The organism is Burkholderiales bacterium, from assembly GCA_015075645.1.
Classification (GTDB): domain Bacteria; phylum Pseudomonadota; class Gammaproteobacteria; order Burkholderiales; family Casimicrobiaceae; genus VBCG01.
Genome location: JABTUF010000003.1, coordinates 469,384 through 485,975, shown reverse-complemented (window position 1 = coordinate 485,975; position 16,592 = coordinate 469,384). Strand labels below are relative to the sequence as shown.

14 protein-coding genes are annotated in these 16,592 nt (G+C 71.1%); 4 read left to right on the top strand and 10 right to left on the bottom strand.

What is annotated here, in order from left to right; genetic code table 11:
- Positions 1-25 precede the first annotated feature (25 nt).
- Positions 26-2,320 carry an EAL domain-containing protein gene (locus tag HS109_09245; GenBank protein MBE7522557.1) on the top strand — a complete coding sequence of 765 codons (2,295 nt, stop codon included), beginning with the start codon at positions 26-28 and terminating at the stop codon, positions 2,318-2,320.
- 212 nt (positions 2,321-2,532) lie between these two features.
- Here the strand turns inward: HS109_09245 and HS109_09240 are convergent, their stop codons facing one another.
- From HS109_09240 to hrcA, 8 genes are all read right to left on the bottom strand, one after another.
- On the bottom strand, positions 2,533-3,111 hold the full coding sequence (locus HS109_09240) for a nucleotidyltransferase family protein (GenBank protein ID MBE7522556.1): 579 nt from the start codon (positions 3,109-3,111) through the stop codon (positions 2,533-2,535).
- 34 nt (positions 3,112-3,145) lie between these two features.
- Positions 3,146-4,282 carry a molecular chaperone DnaJ gene (dnaJ, locus tag HS109_09235; GenBank protein MBE7522555.1) on the bottom strand — a complete coding sequence of 379 codons (1,137 nt, stop codon included), beginning with the start codon at positions 4,280-4,282 and terminating at the stop codon, positions 3,146-3,148.
- A gap of 37 nt (positions 4,283-4,319) precedes the next feature.
- Entirely contained in the window at positions 4,320-4,658 is a 339-nt protein-coding gene (locus tag HS109_09230; protein ID MBE7522554.1) for a four helix bundle protein, read from the bottom strand.
- A gap of 54 nt (positions 4,659-4,712) precedes the next feature.
- On the bottom strand, positions 4,713-6,674 hold the full coding sequence (gene dnaK / locus HS109_09225) for a molecular chaperone DnaK (protein ID MBE7522553.1): 1,962 nt from the start codon (positions 6,672-6,674) through the stop codon (positions 4,713-4,715).
- Positions 6,675-6,743: 69 nt separating this feature from the next.
- A complete protein-coding gene (gene grpE / locus HS109_09220) occupies positions 6,744-7,292 on the bottom strand; it encodes a nucleotide exchange factor GrpE (protein MBE7522552.1) in 549 nt (182 codons plus the stop codon).
- Between the two features lie 208 nt (positions 7,293-7,500).
- Positions 7,501-8,541, bottom strand: coding sequence for a ferrochelatase (locus HS109_09215; protein ID MBE7522551.1), 1,041 nt, complete (start codon positions 8,539-8,541; stop codon positions 7,501-7,503).
- A 13-nt stretch (positions 8,542-8,554) separates the two neighbouring features.
- Positions 8,555-9,037 carry a nuclear transport factor 2 family protein gene (locus tag HS109_09210; protein MBE7522550.1) on the bottom strand — a complete coding sequence of 161 codons (483 nt, stop codon included), beginning with the start codon at positions 9,035-9,037 and terminating at the stop codon, positions 8,555-8,557.
- A gap of 7 nt (positions 9,038-9,044) precedes the next feature.
- Positions 9,045-10,070, bottom strand: a complete 1,026-nt coding sequence (hrcA, locus tag HS109_09205; protein ID MBE7522549.1) for a heat-inducible transcriptional repressor HrcA — start codon at positions 10,068-10,070, stop codon at positions 9,045-9,047.
- A 117-nt stretch (positions 10,071-10,187) separates the two neighbouring features.
- Between hrcA and HS109_09200 the strand changes: the two genes are divergently transcribed.
- The 3 genes from HS109_09200 to HS109_09190 are packed head-to-tail and all read left to right on the top strand — an operon-like array spanning position 10,188 to position 13,511.
- Complete coding sequence (locus HS109_09200; protein ID MBE7522548.1) at positions 10,188-11,090, top strand: NAD kinase; 903 nt, start codon at positions 10,188-10,190, stop codon at positions 11,088-11,090.
- A 1-nt stretch (position 11,091) separates the two neighbouring features.
- The gene (recN, locus tag HS109_09195) at positions 11,092-12,762 is read left to right on the top strand and encodes a DNA repair protein RecN (protein ID MBE7522547.1); all 1,671 of its coding nucleotides are present in this window, start codon (positions 11,092-11,094) and stop codon (positions 12,760-12,762) included.
- Positions 12,759-13,511, top strand: a complete 753-nt coding sequence (locus HS109_09190; GenBank protein MBE7522546.1) for a galactosyltransferase — start codon at positions 12,759-12,761, stop codon at positions 13,509-13,511. The genes recN and HS109_09190 overlap by 4 nt, the downstream gene beginning before the upstream one ends.
- Before the next feature lie 27 nt (positions 13,512-13,538).
- Here the strand turns inward: HS109_09190 and pbpG are convergent, their stop codons facing one another.
- Positions 13,539-14,477, bottom strand: a complete 939-nt coding sequence (pbpG, locus tag HS109_09185; protein MBE7522545.1) for a D-alanyl-D-alanine endopeptidase — start codon at positions 14,475-14,477, stop codon at positions 13,539-13,541.
- Between the two features lie 183 nt (positions 14,478-14,660).
- Positions 14,661-16,547, bottom strand: a complete 1,887-nt coding sequence (locus HS109_09180) for an ABC transporter ATP-binding protein/permease (GenBank protein ID MBE7522544.1) — start codon at positions 16,545-16,547, stop codon at positions 14,661-14,663.
- Positions 16,548-16,592: the final 45 nt, after the last annotated feature.

The window sequence follows — 16,592 nt, the reverse complement described above, 5'->3', positions numbered from 1 at the left end:
GTCGCCCTGCGCGAGGCCGCGCGCGATGAGCGGGACGGGAGCGCCGCCCGAACGCGAAGGCCGGCGCTCGCGGCTCCTGCGCCGCCTGCGCCGTCACAGTCCGCCGCTCGCCGCGGACACCGTCGCGCCCATCGTCCTGCCGCCGGTCCGTGTCGGGCTCCTCACCAAGTTCCAGTTCCTGACCGCGAGCCTCGTGTTCCTGACCGCGGTCGCGATCACCGGCTACACGTTCTGGCGCGAGTGGGCCGGAGGAGAGATCGAGCTTCGCGCCCGGGCCACCACGCTCGCGACGATGCTCGCGGAGATCGCCGCCGAACCGCTCGCCACCGGCGATCGCGCGTCGATCGAGCAGGTGCTGAGGACGCTCGAACCGGGTACGATCCTCGGCTACGTCATCGTCATCGACACGAAGGGCCGTCGGGTCGCGGAGCGGCGCTACGGGGACTCCGCCTCGGCCGAACCGCTGCCGCCGCCTGCGCCCGGCTCGAACCAGGCTCCGGTATCGCTGCGCCGGACCCTCGGGTCGTCGACGTACGTGGAGACGGTGGCGCCGATCCGCGTCGGCTCCTCGCTGGCCGCGCGGGCCTCGCTCCGCGCGGGCGAGGTGATCGGCCGGGTCCAGGTGGGGCTCTCGCTGCAGACGCAGGCCGCGCGGTTTCGCACCTATGCCGCCGGCGTGCTGACCGTCGTCGCGATCGTGCTCGTGCTGGCGATGCTGATGGCGCTCGTCGTGTCGCACCGGCTGGTCGCGCCGATGCGGCGGCTGATGCGCGCGGCGCGCTCGGTCGCCGGCGGCCGCCTCGACGTGCACGTGCCGACCCGCTCGCGCGACGAACTGGGCCTTCTGACCCACACGTTCAACCACATGACCAAGCGGCTCGCCGAGTCGCAGGCCGAGGTCGTGAGCTACCAGCGCACGCTCGAGGACAAGGTGGCGCAGCGCACGCGCGAGCTCGAGATCGCCACCGCGCACGCCTACAAGCTCGCGCAGCACGACATCCTGACCGGACTGCCGAACCGCTCGCTCTTGAACCAGCGGCTGCGCCAGATCATCGCCACCGCGCAGCGCGACGGCACGCAGGTCGCCTGCCTGTTCCTCGACTTCGACCATTTCAAGCGCATCAACGACACGCTCGGACACGACGCGGGAGACCAGTTGCTGCAGTCGATCGCGCAGCGGCTCGGCGGCGCGGTGCGCGAGTCGGACACGGTCGCGCGCCTGGGCGGCGACGAATTCGTGCTGGTGCTGCCGGGCCTCGACCCGGCGCACGCGACCTTCGAGGTGATGAGCGTCGTCCATCGCGTGCGCGAATCGTTCCTCGCGCCGTTCAAGGTGGCCGACCAGTCGCCGACGCTCACCTGCTCGGTCGGCGTGTCGATCTTCCCGCTCGATGCCCAGGATCCGGCGACGCTGATCAAGCAGGCGGACACCGCGATGTACGCCGCGAAGGAAGCGGGCCGCAACGCCTACCGCTTCTACACGGCCGACATGAACGCTCGTGTCCAGCAGCGCCTGCAGATCGAGACCGACATGCGCCGCGGCCTGATGGACGACGAGTTCTTCCTCGTCTACCAGCCGCAGGTCGCGACCGCCACCGGGCGCGCGCTCGCGGTCGAGGCGCTCCTGCGCTGGCGCGACCCCGAGCGCGGCGTCATCGGGCCGTCGGAGTTCATTCCGATCGCCGAGGAGTCCGGCATGATCCAGGCGCTCGGCGCGCGCGTGCTGCGCGAGGCCTGCCGGCAGGTCGCCGACTGGCATCGCCGCGGAATGCCGATGCGTCTGTCGGTCAACCTGTCGGTGCAGCAACTCCAGCACGAGAGCTGGCTCGCGATCGTCACCGAGGCGCTCGCGAGTTCGGGCCTCGCCGCGCGCGAACTCGACCTCGAGATCACCGAGAGCGTGATCATCACGCACCCGGACAAGGTGGTCGCGACGCTCGGCAAGCTGAAGGAGATGGGGGTGTCGATCACCGTGGACGACTTCGGCACCGGCTACTCGTCGCTCTCCTACCTCGCGCGGCTGCCGATCCAGGGGCTCAAGATCGACCAGCGCTTCGTCCACGGCATCGAGCGCAATCCCAACGACGAGACGATCACGCAGGCGATCATCGCGCTCGCCCGCTCGCTCGGCCTGCGTTGCGTCGCGGAGGGCGTCGAGACGCGCCCGCAGATCGAGTTCCTGCGCCGGCACGGCTGCGAGTACGCGCAGGGCTTCCTCGTGTGCCCGCCGCTCGAGAGCGAGGAGCTTCGCGCCTGGTGGACGACGCGCGCGAGCGAGCCCTCCGCCGCACAGCCCGAGCTGTTCCCGGCGGGTACCTGATATCGGAAGAACGAGCCGATCGCGAGCCCGGCGAGCGCCGCGGCCATCGCGACGCCGAGCATCTGCGCGACCGTGCGGCCCCATGGGTTTCAGGTGATCGAACTGCGCGCCCCGCCGAGCACCGTCATCACAGGGCTACACGACCGTGCCGAGCGACGCCCGGAACGACGTCGCGATGCGGCGCGACCCGTCCTCGTTCGGCTCGGGTTCGGTCATGGCGCGAGATCGGACGGCCGGTCGACGTCGCGCAGCGCGCCGGGATCGTCGACCTCGATGCGCATGATCTCGTCGCGGCGGGACGCGAGGATCGACCGCGCGCCTTCATCGCCGCCGAGCGCGGCGAGCGCATCGCGAAACGCCGACGAGAAGCCCACCGGGTGCCCGCGTTCGCCGCGGACGCAGGGTGCCGCGATGCCTGCGCCGGCATCGAGCGCCGCGCGCACGCGGGCGATCGTCGTGCGCGCGATCCAGGGCATGTCGGCGAGCGCGACGACCCAGCCCGACGCGCCGGAGGTCGCCCCCACGCCGCAGGCGAGGCTCGCGCCCATGCCTTCGTCGGCACGCGCGCAGCGCACGATCGTCGCGCCCGCATCGGCGAGCGCATCGGCGAGCGCATCGTCGCCGGACCGCACGACCGCCACCGTGCGCGGCAGCACCGCGACGAGCGTGCGAGCGGACGCGACGCCGACCGGCGTGCCGTCGGGCAGCAACGCGAGCAGCTTGTCTCCGCCGAAGCGGCGCGCGGATCCCGCGGCGAGCAGGATGCCGACCGGGGCGTTCGGCGAGGTCACGAGGAGGCTCGCGGCCGGTCCCGGTGCAGCGCGGTCAGCCGAAGAACGCCTTCAGCTTGTCGAAGAAGGTCTTCTGCTTCGGGCTGTGCGCTTCGGGATCTTCCTGGTTGATCGACTCGAACTCGCGCAGGATCTCCTTCTGGCGCGAGGTGAGCTTCACCGGCGTCTCGAGCGCGACGTGGCAATAGAGGTCGCCGGTGACCGAGCCGCGCACAGGCCGGATGCCCTTGTTGCGCAGGCGGAACACCTGCCCGGTCTGCGTCTCGGGCGGGATCTTCACTTTCGCGTGGCCGTCGAGCGTCGGGATCTCGATCTCGCCGCCGAGCGCGGCGGTCGCGAAGCTGATCGGCATCTCGCAGTGCAGGTCGGCGCCCTCGCGCTGGAACACCGCGTGCGGCTTCAGTTGCACGACGACGTAGAGATCGCCGGGCGGGCCGCCGTTGACGCCCGCCTCGCCTTCGCCCGAGAGCCGGATGCGGTCGTCCTGGTCGACGCCCGCGGGGATCTTCACCGACAGCGTCTTGTGCTTGCGCACGCGCCCCGCTCCTCCGCAGGTCGCGCAGGGATCGGGGACGTACTTCCCGGTGCCGTGGCACTGCGGGCAGGTCTGCTGGATCGAGAAGAAGCCCTGCGACACGCGCACCTGGCCCCGCCCCTGGCACGACGGGCAGGGCTTCGACGAGGTGCCCGGCTTCGCGCCGCTGCCGTGGCAGGTCTCGCAGCCTTCCATCGCCGGGATGCGGATGCGCGCCTCGGTGCCACGCGCCGCCTCCTCGAGCGTGAGTTCGAGGTTGTAGCGCAGGTCGGCGCCGCGGAACACGCCGTTGCCGCCGCCGCCGCGCCCTTGGCCGAAGATCTCTCCGAAGATGTCGCCGAAGGCGTCCGCGAAGCCGCCGAAACCTTCCGGGCCCGCGCCGCGCGCGCCGGCCCCGAATCCCGCGGACGGATCGACGCCCGCGTGGCCGAACTGGTCGTACGCGGCGCGTTTCTTCGCGTCGGCGAGGATCTCGTAGGCTTCCTTCGCCTCCTTGAATTTCTCCTCGGCCGCCTTGTCGCCCTGGTTGCGGTCCGGGTGGTGCTTCATCGCGAGCTTCCGGTACGACTTCTTGATGTCATCCTCGGAGGCGTCGCGATTCACGCCCAGCACGGTGTAGTAGTCGCGTTTGGCCATGAGGCGGGGAAGGGGGAAGAGGGAAGGGGGAAGGGAGTCAGCGCACGCGGCGCTCGATGGATGCCGCGAGCCCCATGACGAGTCCGCTCGTGCGGTCGACGCGGCGACTCAGTTCCGCCACGTCTTCGAGAAGGCCCAGTCGCGACGACAGCTCGACCAGGGTGTCGAGTTCGGAGAGGGATCCGGCCCCGATCGAGAGAAACTGCAGGAGCTCCTTCGACGAGCGCCGCGCGAATCCCTCCGCAATGTTGGCAGGAACGGAAATAGCCGCACGTCGCATCTGCGCCGTGAGGCCATAGCGTTCCGCCACAGGATAGCCACGCGTCGAATGGTAGACCGATTCGGCCAACCCCATCGCTTCCTTCCAGGCGTCCAGGTCGCGATGGTTGCGACGCACTCTTCCCCCTTCCCTCTTCCCCCTTCGCGCCTGCTATTTCTTGTCCTTCACCTCCGTGTACTCGGCGTCGACGACCTTCTCGTCGCCCGCCGACGAACCGTGCGCGCCGCCCTGGTCACCCGAGGCGCCCGCGCCGCCCGCCCCGCCCGATGCCGCCTGGGCTTCCGCCTGCGCCTTCGCGTACATCGCTTCGCCGAGCTTCTGCGAGGACTTCGCGAGCTCCTCGGTCTTCGCCTCGAGCGCGTCCTTCGCGGCATCCTTCTGCTTCAGGAGTTCCTCGGCGTCCTTCAGCGCGGCTTCGATCTTCGCCTTCTCGTCGGCGCCGATCCTGTCGCCGTGCTCGCCCATCGACTTCTTCACGCTGTGGACCAGCGCGTCGAGGCCGTTGCGCGCCTGCACGGTCTCCATGAGCTTGCGGTCTTCCTCGGCGTGCGCCTCGGCGTCCTTCACCATCCGCTGGATCTCGTCGTCGGACAGTCCCGAGTTCGCCTTGATCGTGATCTTGGCTTCCTTCTGCGTCGCCTTGTCCTTCGCCGACACGTGCAGGATGCCGTTCGCGTCGATGTCGAAGGTCACCTCGATCTGCGGCACGCCGCGCGGGGCGGGCGGGATGCCCTCGAGGTTGAACTGCCCGAGACTCTTGTTGCCCGACGCCATCTGGCGCTCGCCCTGCAGCACGTGGATCGTCACCGCCGACTGGTTGTCGTCCGCGGTCGAGAACACGTTCTGCGCCTTGGTCGGGATCGTCGTGTTCTTCTTGATGAGCGACGTCAGCACGCCGCCCAGCGTTTCGATGCCGAGCGTCAGCGGGGTCACGTCGAGCAGCAGGACGTCCTTGCGGTCGCCCGCGAGCACGGAGGCCTGGACCGCGGCGCCGGCGGCGACCGCCTCGTCCGGGTTCACGTCCTTGCGCGGCTCCTTGCCGAAGAACGCCTTGACCACGTCCTGCACCTTCGGCATGCGCGTCTGGCCGCCGACGAGGATCACGTCGGCGATGTCGGCGAGCTTGACGTCGGCGTCCTTGATCGCGGTGCGGCAGGGCTCGATCGTGCGCTCGATCAGGTCCTCGACGAGCGCCTCGAACTTCGCGCGCGTCACCTTGATCGACAGGTGCTTCGGGCCGTTCTGGTCGGCCGTGACGTAGGGCAGGTTGATCTCGGTCTGCTGCGAGGACGACAGCTCGATCTTCGCCTTCTCCGCGGCCTCCTTGAGGCGCTGCAGCGCGAGCACGTCGTTCTTGAGGTCGACGCCCTGCTCCTTCTTGAACTCGGTGACGATGTAGTCGATCAGGCGCTGGTCGAAGTCCTCGCCGCCGAGGAAGGTGTCGCCGTTGGTCGACAGCACCTCGAACTGGTGCTCGCCGTCGACGTCCGCGATTTCGATGATCGAGATGTCGAACGTGCCGCCGCCCAGGTCGTACACCGCGATCTTGCGGTTGCCCTCCTTCTTGTCGAGCCCGAACGCGAGCGCGGCCGCGGTCGGCTCGTTGATGATGCGCTTGACCTCGAGGCCCGCGATCTTCCCCGCGTCCTTGGTCGCCTGGCGCTGCGAATCGTTGAAGTAGGCCGGGACCGTGATGACGGCCTCGGTGACTTCCTCGCCGAGGTAGTCCTCGGCGGTCTTCTTCATCTTGCGCAGGATCTCGGCGGACACCTGCTGCGGCGCGATCTTCTTGCCGCGCGCCTCGACCCACGCGTCGCCGTTGTCGGCCTTGACGATCCGGTAGGGCATGAGGCCGATGTCCTTCTGGACCTCCTTCTCCTCGAAGCGGCGCCCGATCAGGCGCTTCACCGCGAAGATCGTGTTGCGCGCGTTGGTGACCGCCTGGCGCCGGGCGGGCGCGCCGACGAGGATCTCGCCGTCGTCCGCGTACGCGACGACCGAAGGCGTGGTCCGCGTTCCTTCCGAGTTCTCGATCACCTTGGTCTGGCCGCCTTCCACGATGGCGACGCAGCTGTTGGTGGTCCCGAGGTCGATGCCGATGATCTTGGCCATGGAAATGCTCCGATGCGTAGGGATGTGCCTGAAGCGAAAATGGGGTCCGGGGCGGTCAACGCAAGGCGGTCACGCGTCGCCCGCGGCGGGCTCGGCGGGTCCGCTCGACACCGCGACCAGCGCGGGGCGCAGCACCCGGTCGTGCAGCAGGTAGCCGCGCTGGAACACCTGGAGCACGGTCTGCGCGGGCTTCGCCGACGGGATCATCGTCATCGCCTGGTGGAAGTTGGGGTCGAACCTCTCGCCGGCGGGATCGATCACCGCGATCGACGAACGCTCGAACGCCGAGGCGAGCGTCTTCAGCGTGAGTTCGACGCCCTCGCGCAACTGCTCGGTCGTGGCCGTCGGGGTCGCGAGCGCCTGCTCCAGCGCGTCGCGAACCGGCAGCAGTTCGGACGCGAAGCGCTCGATCGCGAACTTGTGCGCCCGGGCGACGTCGGCCTGCCCGATCTTGCGGACGTTCTCGGTCTCGGCCTTCGCCCGCAGCCAGGCGTCCTTGAGGTCGGCGACCTCGGTCTCGGCCTTCCGGAGGATCTCGGCCAGGTCCGGTGCGGGGTCGGCGACCCGGTCGATGCCGGGCAGGTCCTCGCCGTCGGTCGGAAGGTCGGACGGATTCATTGCGGGTCGGTCGGGGGCTCGTAGACTATCCGGTTATCATGGGGACGATGCGGCGGGGTTCAATGGGGTCAGACTCGATTGATCCCATCAAACATGCCCGAAGGGGTCGGTCTCGGCCGCCCCTTCGACAGGTTCGAAGGCGTCAGGCCCGATGGATCCGCCAGTCGAGTCTGACCCCATTGAACCCTGATGGAGCGGTTCAGGGCTGTCAAACGAGCCACCCCGCGAAGTTCCGCCACGCGAGGTCGGCGAGCGCGGCGATCCAGCGCGGGTGCTCGTTCAGGCACGGGATCGCGTGGAACTCGCCGCCGCCGGCCTTCTCGAACCGCGCGCGGCCCTCGATGCCGATCTCCTCGAGCGTCTCGAGGCAGTCGGCGACGAAGCCGGGGCAGAACACGTCGACGCGCCTTGCCTTCGCCGCCCCGAGCGCGGCCAGCACCTCGGCCGTGTAGGGCGTGAGCCACTCGGCGCGCCCGAAGCGCGACTGGAACGCGATCGCCCACTGATCGGCGGAGAGGCCGAGTTCGCGTACGAGGAGCCGCGCGGTGGCCTCGCACTGCGCGCGGTAGGGGTCGCCGCGCTCGATCGCGCGCCGCGGAATGCCGTGGAACGAGAGCACCAGCCGCTCGGGCTGGCCGTGCTTCGTCCAGTAGTCGTTGACGTTCCGCGCGAGTGCCTTGACGTAGCCGTCGTCGTCGTGGAACGCGTCGACGAAGCGCAGCGCGGGCGCGCGGCGGACCTTCGCAAGGTGCGCCGCGACCGCGTCGAGCACCGACCCCGACGCGCTGGACGCGTACTGCGGATAGAGCGGGAGCACGAGGAGCTTCGTCGCGCCGGCCGCGCGCAGCGCGTCGATGCCCGCGGGAATCGACGGCTCGCCGTAGCGCATCGCGAGTTCGACCTGCGCGTGGTCCGCGGGCCAGCCTTCGCGCTTCATGCGCTGCCCGAGCATCCCGAAGAGCAGCACGCGCTGGCGCACCGAGTGGATCGCGAGCGGCGAGCCGTCCTTGGTCCAGATCTTCGCGTACTTCTTCGCCGAGGCCTGCGGGCGCGTCGTCAGCACGACGCCGTGCAGGATCGGCTGCCAGATCGCCGGCGGCACCTCGACCACGCGGCGGTCGGACAGGAACTCCGCCAGATAGCGGCGCACCGCCGCAGGCGTCGGCGCGCCCGGCGTGCCGAGATTGACGAGCAGGACGCCGAGCTTCTCCGGGCGGTCGCCGCGCGGCGGCTCGGGCAGGAAACTCATCGGCGATCGCTTGTCACTCGGCCTGCTCGCGCCTGCGCCACGCGGCGAGCGCGCCCTTCGCCTGCCGGCGCACCATCGGCGTGAGCAGCGGCGTGAAGCCGAGCACGCGTCCGGAGAGCCCGAGCGCCTGCGTGGCCCAGCGCTTCAGGTCGAATCGGTCGACGTGCTCGACGATGAGTCCCCGACGGAAACGGAAGCTCGCGTCGATCTCGTTCGCCACCGGCCGCGCGGTCGGACCGTACGAGTAGGTCGCCCGGCAGTGCGCGCGCCCCCCTTCCGCGTCGGCGTGGACGCCGGTGGTCGTGATCGCGAGATCCTTGCCGCGCGCGCACAGCATCCGCCACATCGCCGCGGTGTCGGCGGCGTCGAGCTCGCCGAACACCGGGTCGCGGAACGTCGCATCGCGCGCGTAGCAGGCGGCCATCACGGCCGCGTCGCGCCGCGCGAGCGCGTCGTAGAAGCGCACGATCAGCGCGCGGTGGTCGGCGGCGCTCATCGCGTCATCACGAGTCGGCGCGCTGCTGCGCCAGCGCGCTCGACAGGAGCTTCGCGGTCACGTCGACGATCGGGATCACGCGCTCGTAGGCCATGCGCGTCGGCCCGATGACGCCGAGCGTGCCGATCAGCTGCCCGTCGACCTCGTAGCGTGCGGTGACCACGCTCATCTCGTCGAGCGGCGCGAGCCCCGATTCGCCGCCGATGAAGATCTGCACGCCCTCGGCGCGCTGCGCGAGGTCGAGCAGGTGCAGCAGCGAGGTCTTCTGCTCGAACAGGTCGAAGAGCCGGCGCACGCGCTCCATGCTGGACGCGACGCCGTCGGAGGCGAGGAGGTTGCGCTCGCCGGCGAGCACCACGGTGTCGCCCTCGTCGATCGCGCCCGCGCCCGCGGCGATGGCGGCCGACATCAGCGAGGCGATGTCGTCGGACAGGCGCTTCAGCTCGTCGGCGAGTCCGGCGCGGATCGCGGGCAGCGAGCGTCCGGCGAAGTTCTGGTTGAAGTAGTTGGTCGCCTCGACGAGCTGCGCCTGCGTGTAGGCGTGCTCGGTGTGCAGGATGCGGTTCTGCACGTCGCCCTGCGAGGTCACGACGATCAGCAGCACGCGGCGGTCGGCGAGCCGCAGGAACTCGAGGTGCCGAAGGCTCGGCTCGCGGCGCGGTGCCATCACGACGCCGGCGAAGTGCGTGAGCTGCGAGAGCATCTGGGCGGCCGCGCTCACGAGCTGCTGCGGCCGGTCGGCGACGAGCCCGCCCTCGAGCCGGTGGATCTCCTGCTGCTCGAGCGGCTGCACGACGACGAGGCTGTCGACGAAGAAGCGATAGCCCTTCGGCGTCGGCACGCGTCCGGCGGAGGTGTGCGGGCTCGTGACGAAGCCCATCTCCTCCAGGTCCGCCATCACGTTGCGGACCGTGGCGGGCGAGAGTTCGAGCCCCGACTGCTTCGAGAGCGCGCGCGAGCCGACCGGCTGTCCGTCGGCGATGTAGCGCTCGACGAGCGTCTTCAACAGGTGGGCGGCGCGGGGATCGATCACGCGGGGCTTCCGTTCGGACCGATTCTAACCCCCGCGCCGAGGGTCCCGGTGCCTGCGCGCCGTTCGTCCGCCGAGCCGACCGCGGCCGGGCGGGGGGCTGTGGAATAATCCTCCGCCATGTCCGCGACTCCCGCCCGCTTCCCCCGCGTCGCGATCGTCGGGCGGCCCGGCACGCCGGACCTCGCGGCCCCGCTCGCGCGGCTGGCCGACTTCCTGGCCGCGCGCGGGCACGCCGTCGTGATCGAGACGGAGACCGCGTTGCACGCGCCGCTCGCCGGGCGCGCGACCGCCGGGGCAGACGAACTCGGCGGCCGCGCCGACCTGGCGATCGTGCTGGGCGGCGACGGCACGATGCTCTCGATCGCCCGGCGCCTCGCGCCGCACGACGTGCCGCTGATCGGCGTCAATCTCGGCCGGCTCGGATTCCTCACCGACATTCCGCTCACGCGAATGGAAGACGAACTCGGACCGATGCTGGCCGGCCGCCACCTCGAGGAGCGGCGCACGATGCTCGCCGCGACGATCGTCCGGCCGGGACGGCGCGAGAACGACGAGATCGCGCTGAACGACGTCGCGGTCAACCGCGGCGGCGGCGGGACGATGCTCGAATGCGCGGTCGAGATCGACGGGCGTTTCGCCTATGCGATGCGCTCCGACGGCCTCATCGTCGCGACGCCCACCGGGTCGACGGCGTACGCGCTGTCCGCGGGCGGGCCGATCCTCGACCCGCGCATCGCGGCGATCGCGCTCGTGCCGGTCGCACCGCATGCGCTCACGCACCGGCCGATCGCGCTCTCCGACCTCGCGACCGTCACGATCGAGGTCGTGCGCGGCAGCGACGCGACCGTGCACTGCGACGGCCACGCGCACCTGCCGCTCGCGGAAGGCGATCGCGTCGTCATTCGCCGCGCTCCGCATCCGGCGCGCTTCCTGCACCCCGAGGGACACGACCATTTCGCGATGCTGCGCGAGAAGCTCCATTGGAGCGAGACGCCCGAACGGCTGACCGCGCGTCGCTGACATGCTGCGGCTCCTGTCGATCCGCGATTTCGTGGTGGTGCGCGCGCTCGAACTCGAGCTCGGCCCCGGCTTCACCGTGCTCACCGGCGAGACCGGCGCCGGCAAGTCGATCCTGCTCGACGCGCTCGGGCTCCTCCTCGGCGACCGGTTCGAGCCGCGCCAGATCCGCGAAGGCGCCGAGCGCGCCGAACTCGCCGCGGCGTTCGACGTCGACGACGCGCCGGCCGTGCGCGCGTGGCTCGCCGAGGAAGGTCTCGCGCCAGGCGACGGCGAGGTGCTGCTGCGCCGGGTCCTCGACGCGCAGGGACGCAGCCGCGCGTGGATCAACGGCTCGCCCGCGACGCTCGCGCAGATGAAGGCGGTGGGCGAGCGCCTGGTCGAGATCACCGGCCAGCACGCGCACCAGTCGCTCTCGGCGGCCGCGACCCAGCGCGAACTCGTCGACGGCTTCGGCGGCTTCACCGCGCTCGCCGACGAGACTGCCGCCGCGTGGCGCGCCTCGCGGGACGCCGCGGCGGCGCTCGAGGCGGCGCGCGCGGACGCGGGACGCGACGCCGCAGCGCGCGCGGAACTCGAGGTCCGGCGCGACGAACTCTCCGCGCTGCGCATGCACGAAGGCGAATGGGCCGAACTCAACGCGTCGCAGTCGCGCCTCGCCCATGCCGCGTCGCTGTTGGCGACCTGCGAGGAGGCCGGCGAAGCGCTCGAGTCCGCGGACGACGCGCTCACGCGGCGCGTGTCGCAGCTCGCCGCCCGGCTCGCGGCGGCGTCCGCGCACGATCCCGCGCTCGCGGACGTGGCCGCGCAGCTCGAGCCCGCGCGCGTGCAACTCGTCGAGACCGCGCGCGCGCTGCGCGACTACCGCCGCCGGCTCGACCTCGATCCCGCCGACCTCGCGCGGATCGACGAACGCCTCTCCGCCTTGCACGATGCGGCGCGCCGCCATCGCGTGCGCCCCGAAGGTCTCCCCGAACTCCTCGCCGCGACGACGGCCGCGCTCGCCGCGCTCGCCGCCGCCTCCGACGTCGAGGCGCTGGAGCGCCGCGCGGGCGAGGCGGAGCGCGCGTTCCACAAGCTCGCGCACGAACTTCGCGCCAAGCGCCGGTTCGCCGCCTCCGAACTCGAGCACCGCGTCACCGCCGCGATGCGCACGCTCGCGATGGCCGGCGGCAAGCTCGAGATCGCGATGGAGCCGCTCGCCGCGCCGACCAGCCACGGCCTCGACGCGATCGAGTTCCGGATCGCGACGCACGCGAAGCAGCCGCCGGGTCCGCTCGCCCGCGTCGCCTCGGGCGGCGAACTCTCGCGCATCGGGCTCGCGATCCAGGTCGCCTCCAGCGACGCCGCGCACGTGCCCTCGCTCGTGCTCGACGAGGTGGACGCGGGCATCGGCGGCGCCGTCGCGGCGACCGTCGGCCGGCTGATGCAGTCGCTCGGGGATCGCCGGCAGGTGCTGTGCGTCACCCACCTGCCGCAGGTCGCCTCGTTCGCCGACCGCCATTTCCGCGTCGAGAAGCAAGCCGCGGCCTCCGGCGTGGTGTCGAGCGTGACCGCACTCGAAGGCGAGGCGCGCGTCGACGAACTGGCGCGGATGCTCTCGGGCGAGTCGACGACGCCGAAGACCCGCGCGCACGCGCGCGAACTCCACGAATCGAACCGCCGCCGCCGATGATCCCGCCCCGCGCCCCGCTCCCCGAACTCGACGCAGACGCCCACGCCGGACGCATCGCGATCGTCGTGCCCTACCGCGACCGTGCGGAGCACCTCGCGAGGCTCGTCCCGCACCTCGTCACCTATTTCGAGCGCGACAGCCTCGCCCGCGCGATTCCCTACGAGATCCACATCGCGGAACAGGCGCCCGGCCGCCCGTTCAACCGCGGCGCGATCAAGAACGCCGGCTTCGCGCTCGCGCAGGCCAACGCCGACTGCGTGGTGTTCCACGACGTCGACTACCTGCCGATCTGGGCCGACTACTCGCGCGTGACCGGCCCCACTAGCCTCATCGCATGGGGCGTGCAGGAGGCGGTCGACGACGAGCCGGTGCAGTCGCCCGGCTGCGTGCTCTCGCTGCCGGTCGAGGACTTCGTGCGCGTCAACGGCTACAGCAACGACTACTGGGCGTGGGGATTCGAGGACGTCGACCTGCAGGCGCGGCTCAACCTCGCTGGCCTCACCTGGTCGTGGCGGCGCGGCACCTTCATGCCGCTCGCGCACCGCCACCAGGGTTACACGACCGACGGGATGAGCCCGGAACTCCTGCAGACACGCTCGATCTTCAAGGCCAAGGAGGCGATGGGCGCCGCGGGCTTCGGCAGCGAGGGCCTGTCGACGCTGCGCTTCCGGGTGGAACGCACGACGAACCACGCGCGAAACGGCGTGGCGCTCCGCCACGTGTTCCACCACCACATCGTGCTCGAGTAGCGACCCGCTCCGTTCGGAACGGCGGGATCAGCGCTTCGACTTGACGCCCCGCGTGGACGACGCCGTGGCCGAGACCTTCGCCTTCGCCGGCTTCTTCGCCTTCGAGGCCGCCTTGAGCGCCGCGCGGGCAACCGTCGTCGACTTGCCGGTCTCGAGCCAGGTCTTGACGCGCGTCGCATCGGCGAGGCGCGTGTACTTGCCGACCGAGTCGAGCAGCACGATCACGACCGGGCGGCTCGCGATCTGCGCGAGCATCACGAGGCAGCGCCCCGCCTCGCTGATGTAGCCGGTCTTCTGCAGCGTGATGTCCCACGCCGACGAGTTCACGAGGCGGTTCGAGTTCGAGAAGCCGAGCGCGCGTCCGGTGGGCTGCACCTCGACCACGTGCGTCGGCGCGACCGAGTCCTCGCGGATCAGCGGGTAGCCAGAGGCCGCCTCGACCATGCGCGCGAGGTCGCGCGCGGTCGACACGTTCTTCGGCGAGAGGCCGGTCGGATCCTCGAATCTCGTGCGCGTCATCCCGAGCGCTTCCGCCTTGGCGTTCATCGCGGCGACGAAGGCCGGCGTGCCGCCCGGATAGTGCCGCGCGAGCGTCGACGCGGCGCGATTCTCGGAGGCCATCAGCGCGAGGCGCAGCATGTCGCGGCGCGGCAATGCGACGCCCATCGACAGGCGCGAGCGCGTGCCCTTCAGGTAGTCGAAGTCGTCCATGTCGACGTCGAGCACCTCGTCGAGCGGCTGGTTCGCGTCGAGCACGACCATCGCGGTCATGAGCTTGGTGACCGACGCGATCGGCGTGACCTCGTCGGCGCCCTTGCCGTAGAGTTCGCGGCCGTTCGCCGAGTCGAGGACGAGCGCGTTCGACGACCCGAGCGTCAGTTTCGCCGGGTCGGGCGGGTCGGCCGCGGCCGCCACCCCGCAGGCGGCGGCGAACAGCGCGAAAACAAGGACTCGGGCAGGAATCATCAGGTACGGCCTGAAGTCGGTCCGGCTTTATACCATCGCCGGGGCCGGACGCCAAAGCCCGGGCGCGGCGGGCCCCTGCCCCGAACCCGGCAAGCACGCGAGATGCCAGCGGCCCTGTCCCGGGTGGGCGGAGCGGCCAGTCGAGCCCCTTCGGGCGCCGCGGAACGCGGCCCGGGAGCGAGATCAGTCCGCGTCCACCCGAACCGGCTCCGGTCCCGAGGTCCCCGGCCGGTCCGCGGGGCCGGTGTCGCGGCGCTCGGCCTCGATCTCCGCCTCGTGCTGCTGCAACTGCCACATCCGGGCGTAGGCGCCTCCGGCGGCGATCAGGGCGGCGTGGCGCCCGCGCTCGACGATGCGCCCGGCGTCGAGCACGAGGATCTCGTCGGCGTCGACGATCGTCGAGAGCCGGTGCGCGATGGTGAGCGCCGTGCGTTCGCGGGCGATCGCCGCGAGTTCGGCCTGGATCGCGCGCTCGTTCGCCGAGTCGAGCGCCGAAGTCGCTTCGTCGAACACGAGGATCGCCGGGCGCTTCAGGATCGCGCGCGCGATCGCGACGCGCTGCTTCTCGCCGCCGGAGAGCTTGAGCCCCCGCTCGCCGACCGGCGTCGCGTAGCCCTGCGGCAGCGAGACGACGAAGTCGTGGATGCGCGCGAGCTGCGCGGCGGCGACCACGTCTTCGTGCGAGGCGCCGGGCCGGCCGTAGGCGATGTTGTACTCGATCGTGTCGTTGAAGAGCACGGTGTCCTGCGGGACGATGCCGATCGCAGCGCGCACGCTCGCCTGCGTCACGTCGCGCAGGTCCTGGCCGTCGATCGTGATGCGCCCGCCGGTCACGTCGTAGAAGCGGAACAGCAGCCGCGCGATCGTCGACTTGCCCGAGCCCGACGGCCCGACGATCGCCACCGTCCGCCCGGCCGGCACCGCGAACGAGACGCCGGCGAGGATCGTACGGTCCGCCTCGTAGCGGAAGACCACGTCGTCGAAGCGCACCTCGCCGCCCCGCACCTCGAGCGTCCGTGCTCCGGGCGCGTCGCGCACCTCGGTGTGCTCGTCGATCAGCGCGAACAGCCGCTCCATGTCGGCGAGCGCCTGCCGGATCTCGCGGTAGATGACGCCGAGGAAGTTGAGCGGCACGTAGAGCTGCAGCATGAACGCGTTGACCAGCACCAGGTCGCCCACCGTCATCGTGCCGTCGACGACGCCCTCGGTCGCGCGCCACATGATGAGCGTGACCGCCACCGCGATGATCGCGCTCTGCCCGACGTTGAGGAGCGACAGCGAGGTCTGGCTCACCACGGCGGCCTGCTCCCACCTCTGCATGCTCTCGTCGTAGCGGCGCGCCTCCCACTCCTCGTTGCCGAAGTACTTGACCGTCTCGTAGTTGATCAGGCTGTCGATCGCGCGCGTGTTCGCCCGGCTGTCGAGTTCGTTCGCCTGCCGCCGGAAGTGCGTCCGCCACTCGGTGACCGCCACGGTGAACGCGACGTAGAGCACCAGCGCGCCGCCGGTGATCGCGACGAAGCTCCAGTCGTAGTGCGTCGCGAGGATCGCACAGACCAGCGTGATCTCGACCGCGGTCGGCAGGATCGAGAAGAGCGCGTAGCTCACCAAGGTCGAGATGCCGCGCTGTCCGCGCTCGACGTCGCGGGTGAGCCCCCCGGTCTGCCGCGCGAGGTGGAAGCGCAACGACAGCGCGTGCAGGTGGCGGAACACCCTGAGCGCGATCGCGCGGACCGCGCGCTGCGTGACCTTCGCGAACAGGTACTCGCGCAGCTCGGTGAAGAACGTCGTCGACAGGCGCAGCAGGCCGTAGGCCGCCAGCAGTACGAACGGCACCACGAGGAGCGCGCGCTCCCGGTCGAGACCGTCGACGATCTCCTTCAGGAGCAGCGGCACGCCGACCTGCGCGACCTTCGCCGCCACGAGGCAGGCGAGCGCGAAGCCCACGCGCGCCCGCCACTCCCACAGGTAGGGCAGGAGCGTGCGGATGGTCTGCCACGCACCCCGCTCGGTGCGGGCGACGCCCTGCTCCGCGGGCAGCGGCAGGCGTCCCGAGCGTGCGCCGCGCATGACCGCAGTCTAGCAGGCGGGGGGGGCGCGCTTCGCCGGTCCGCG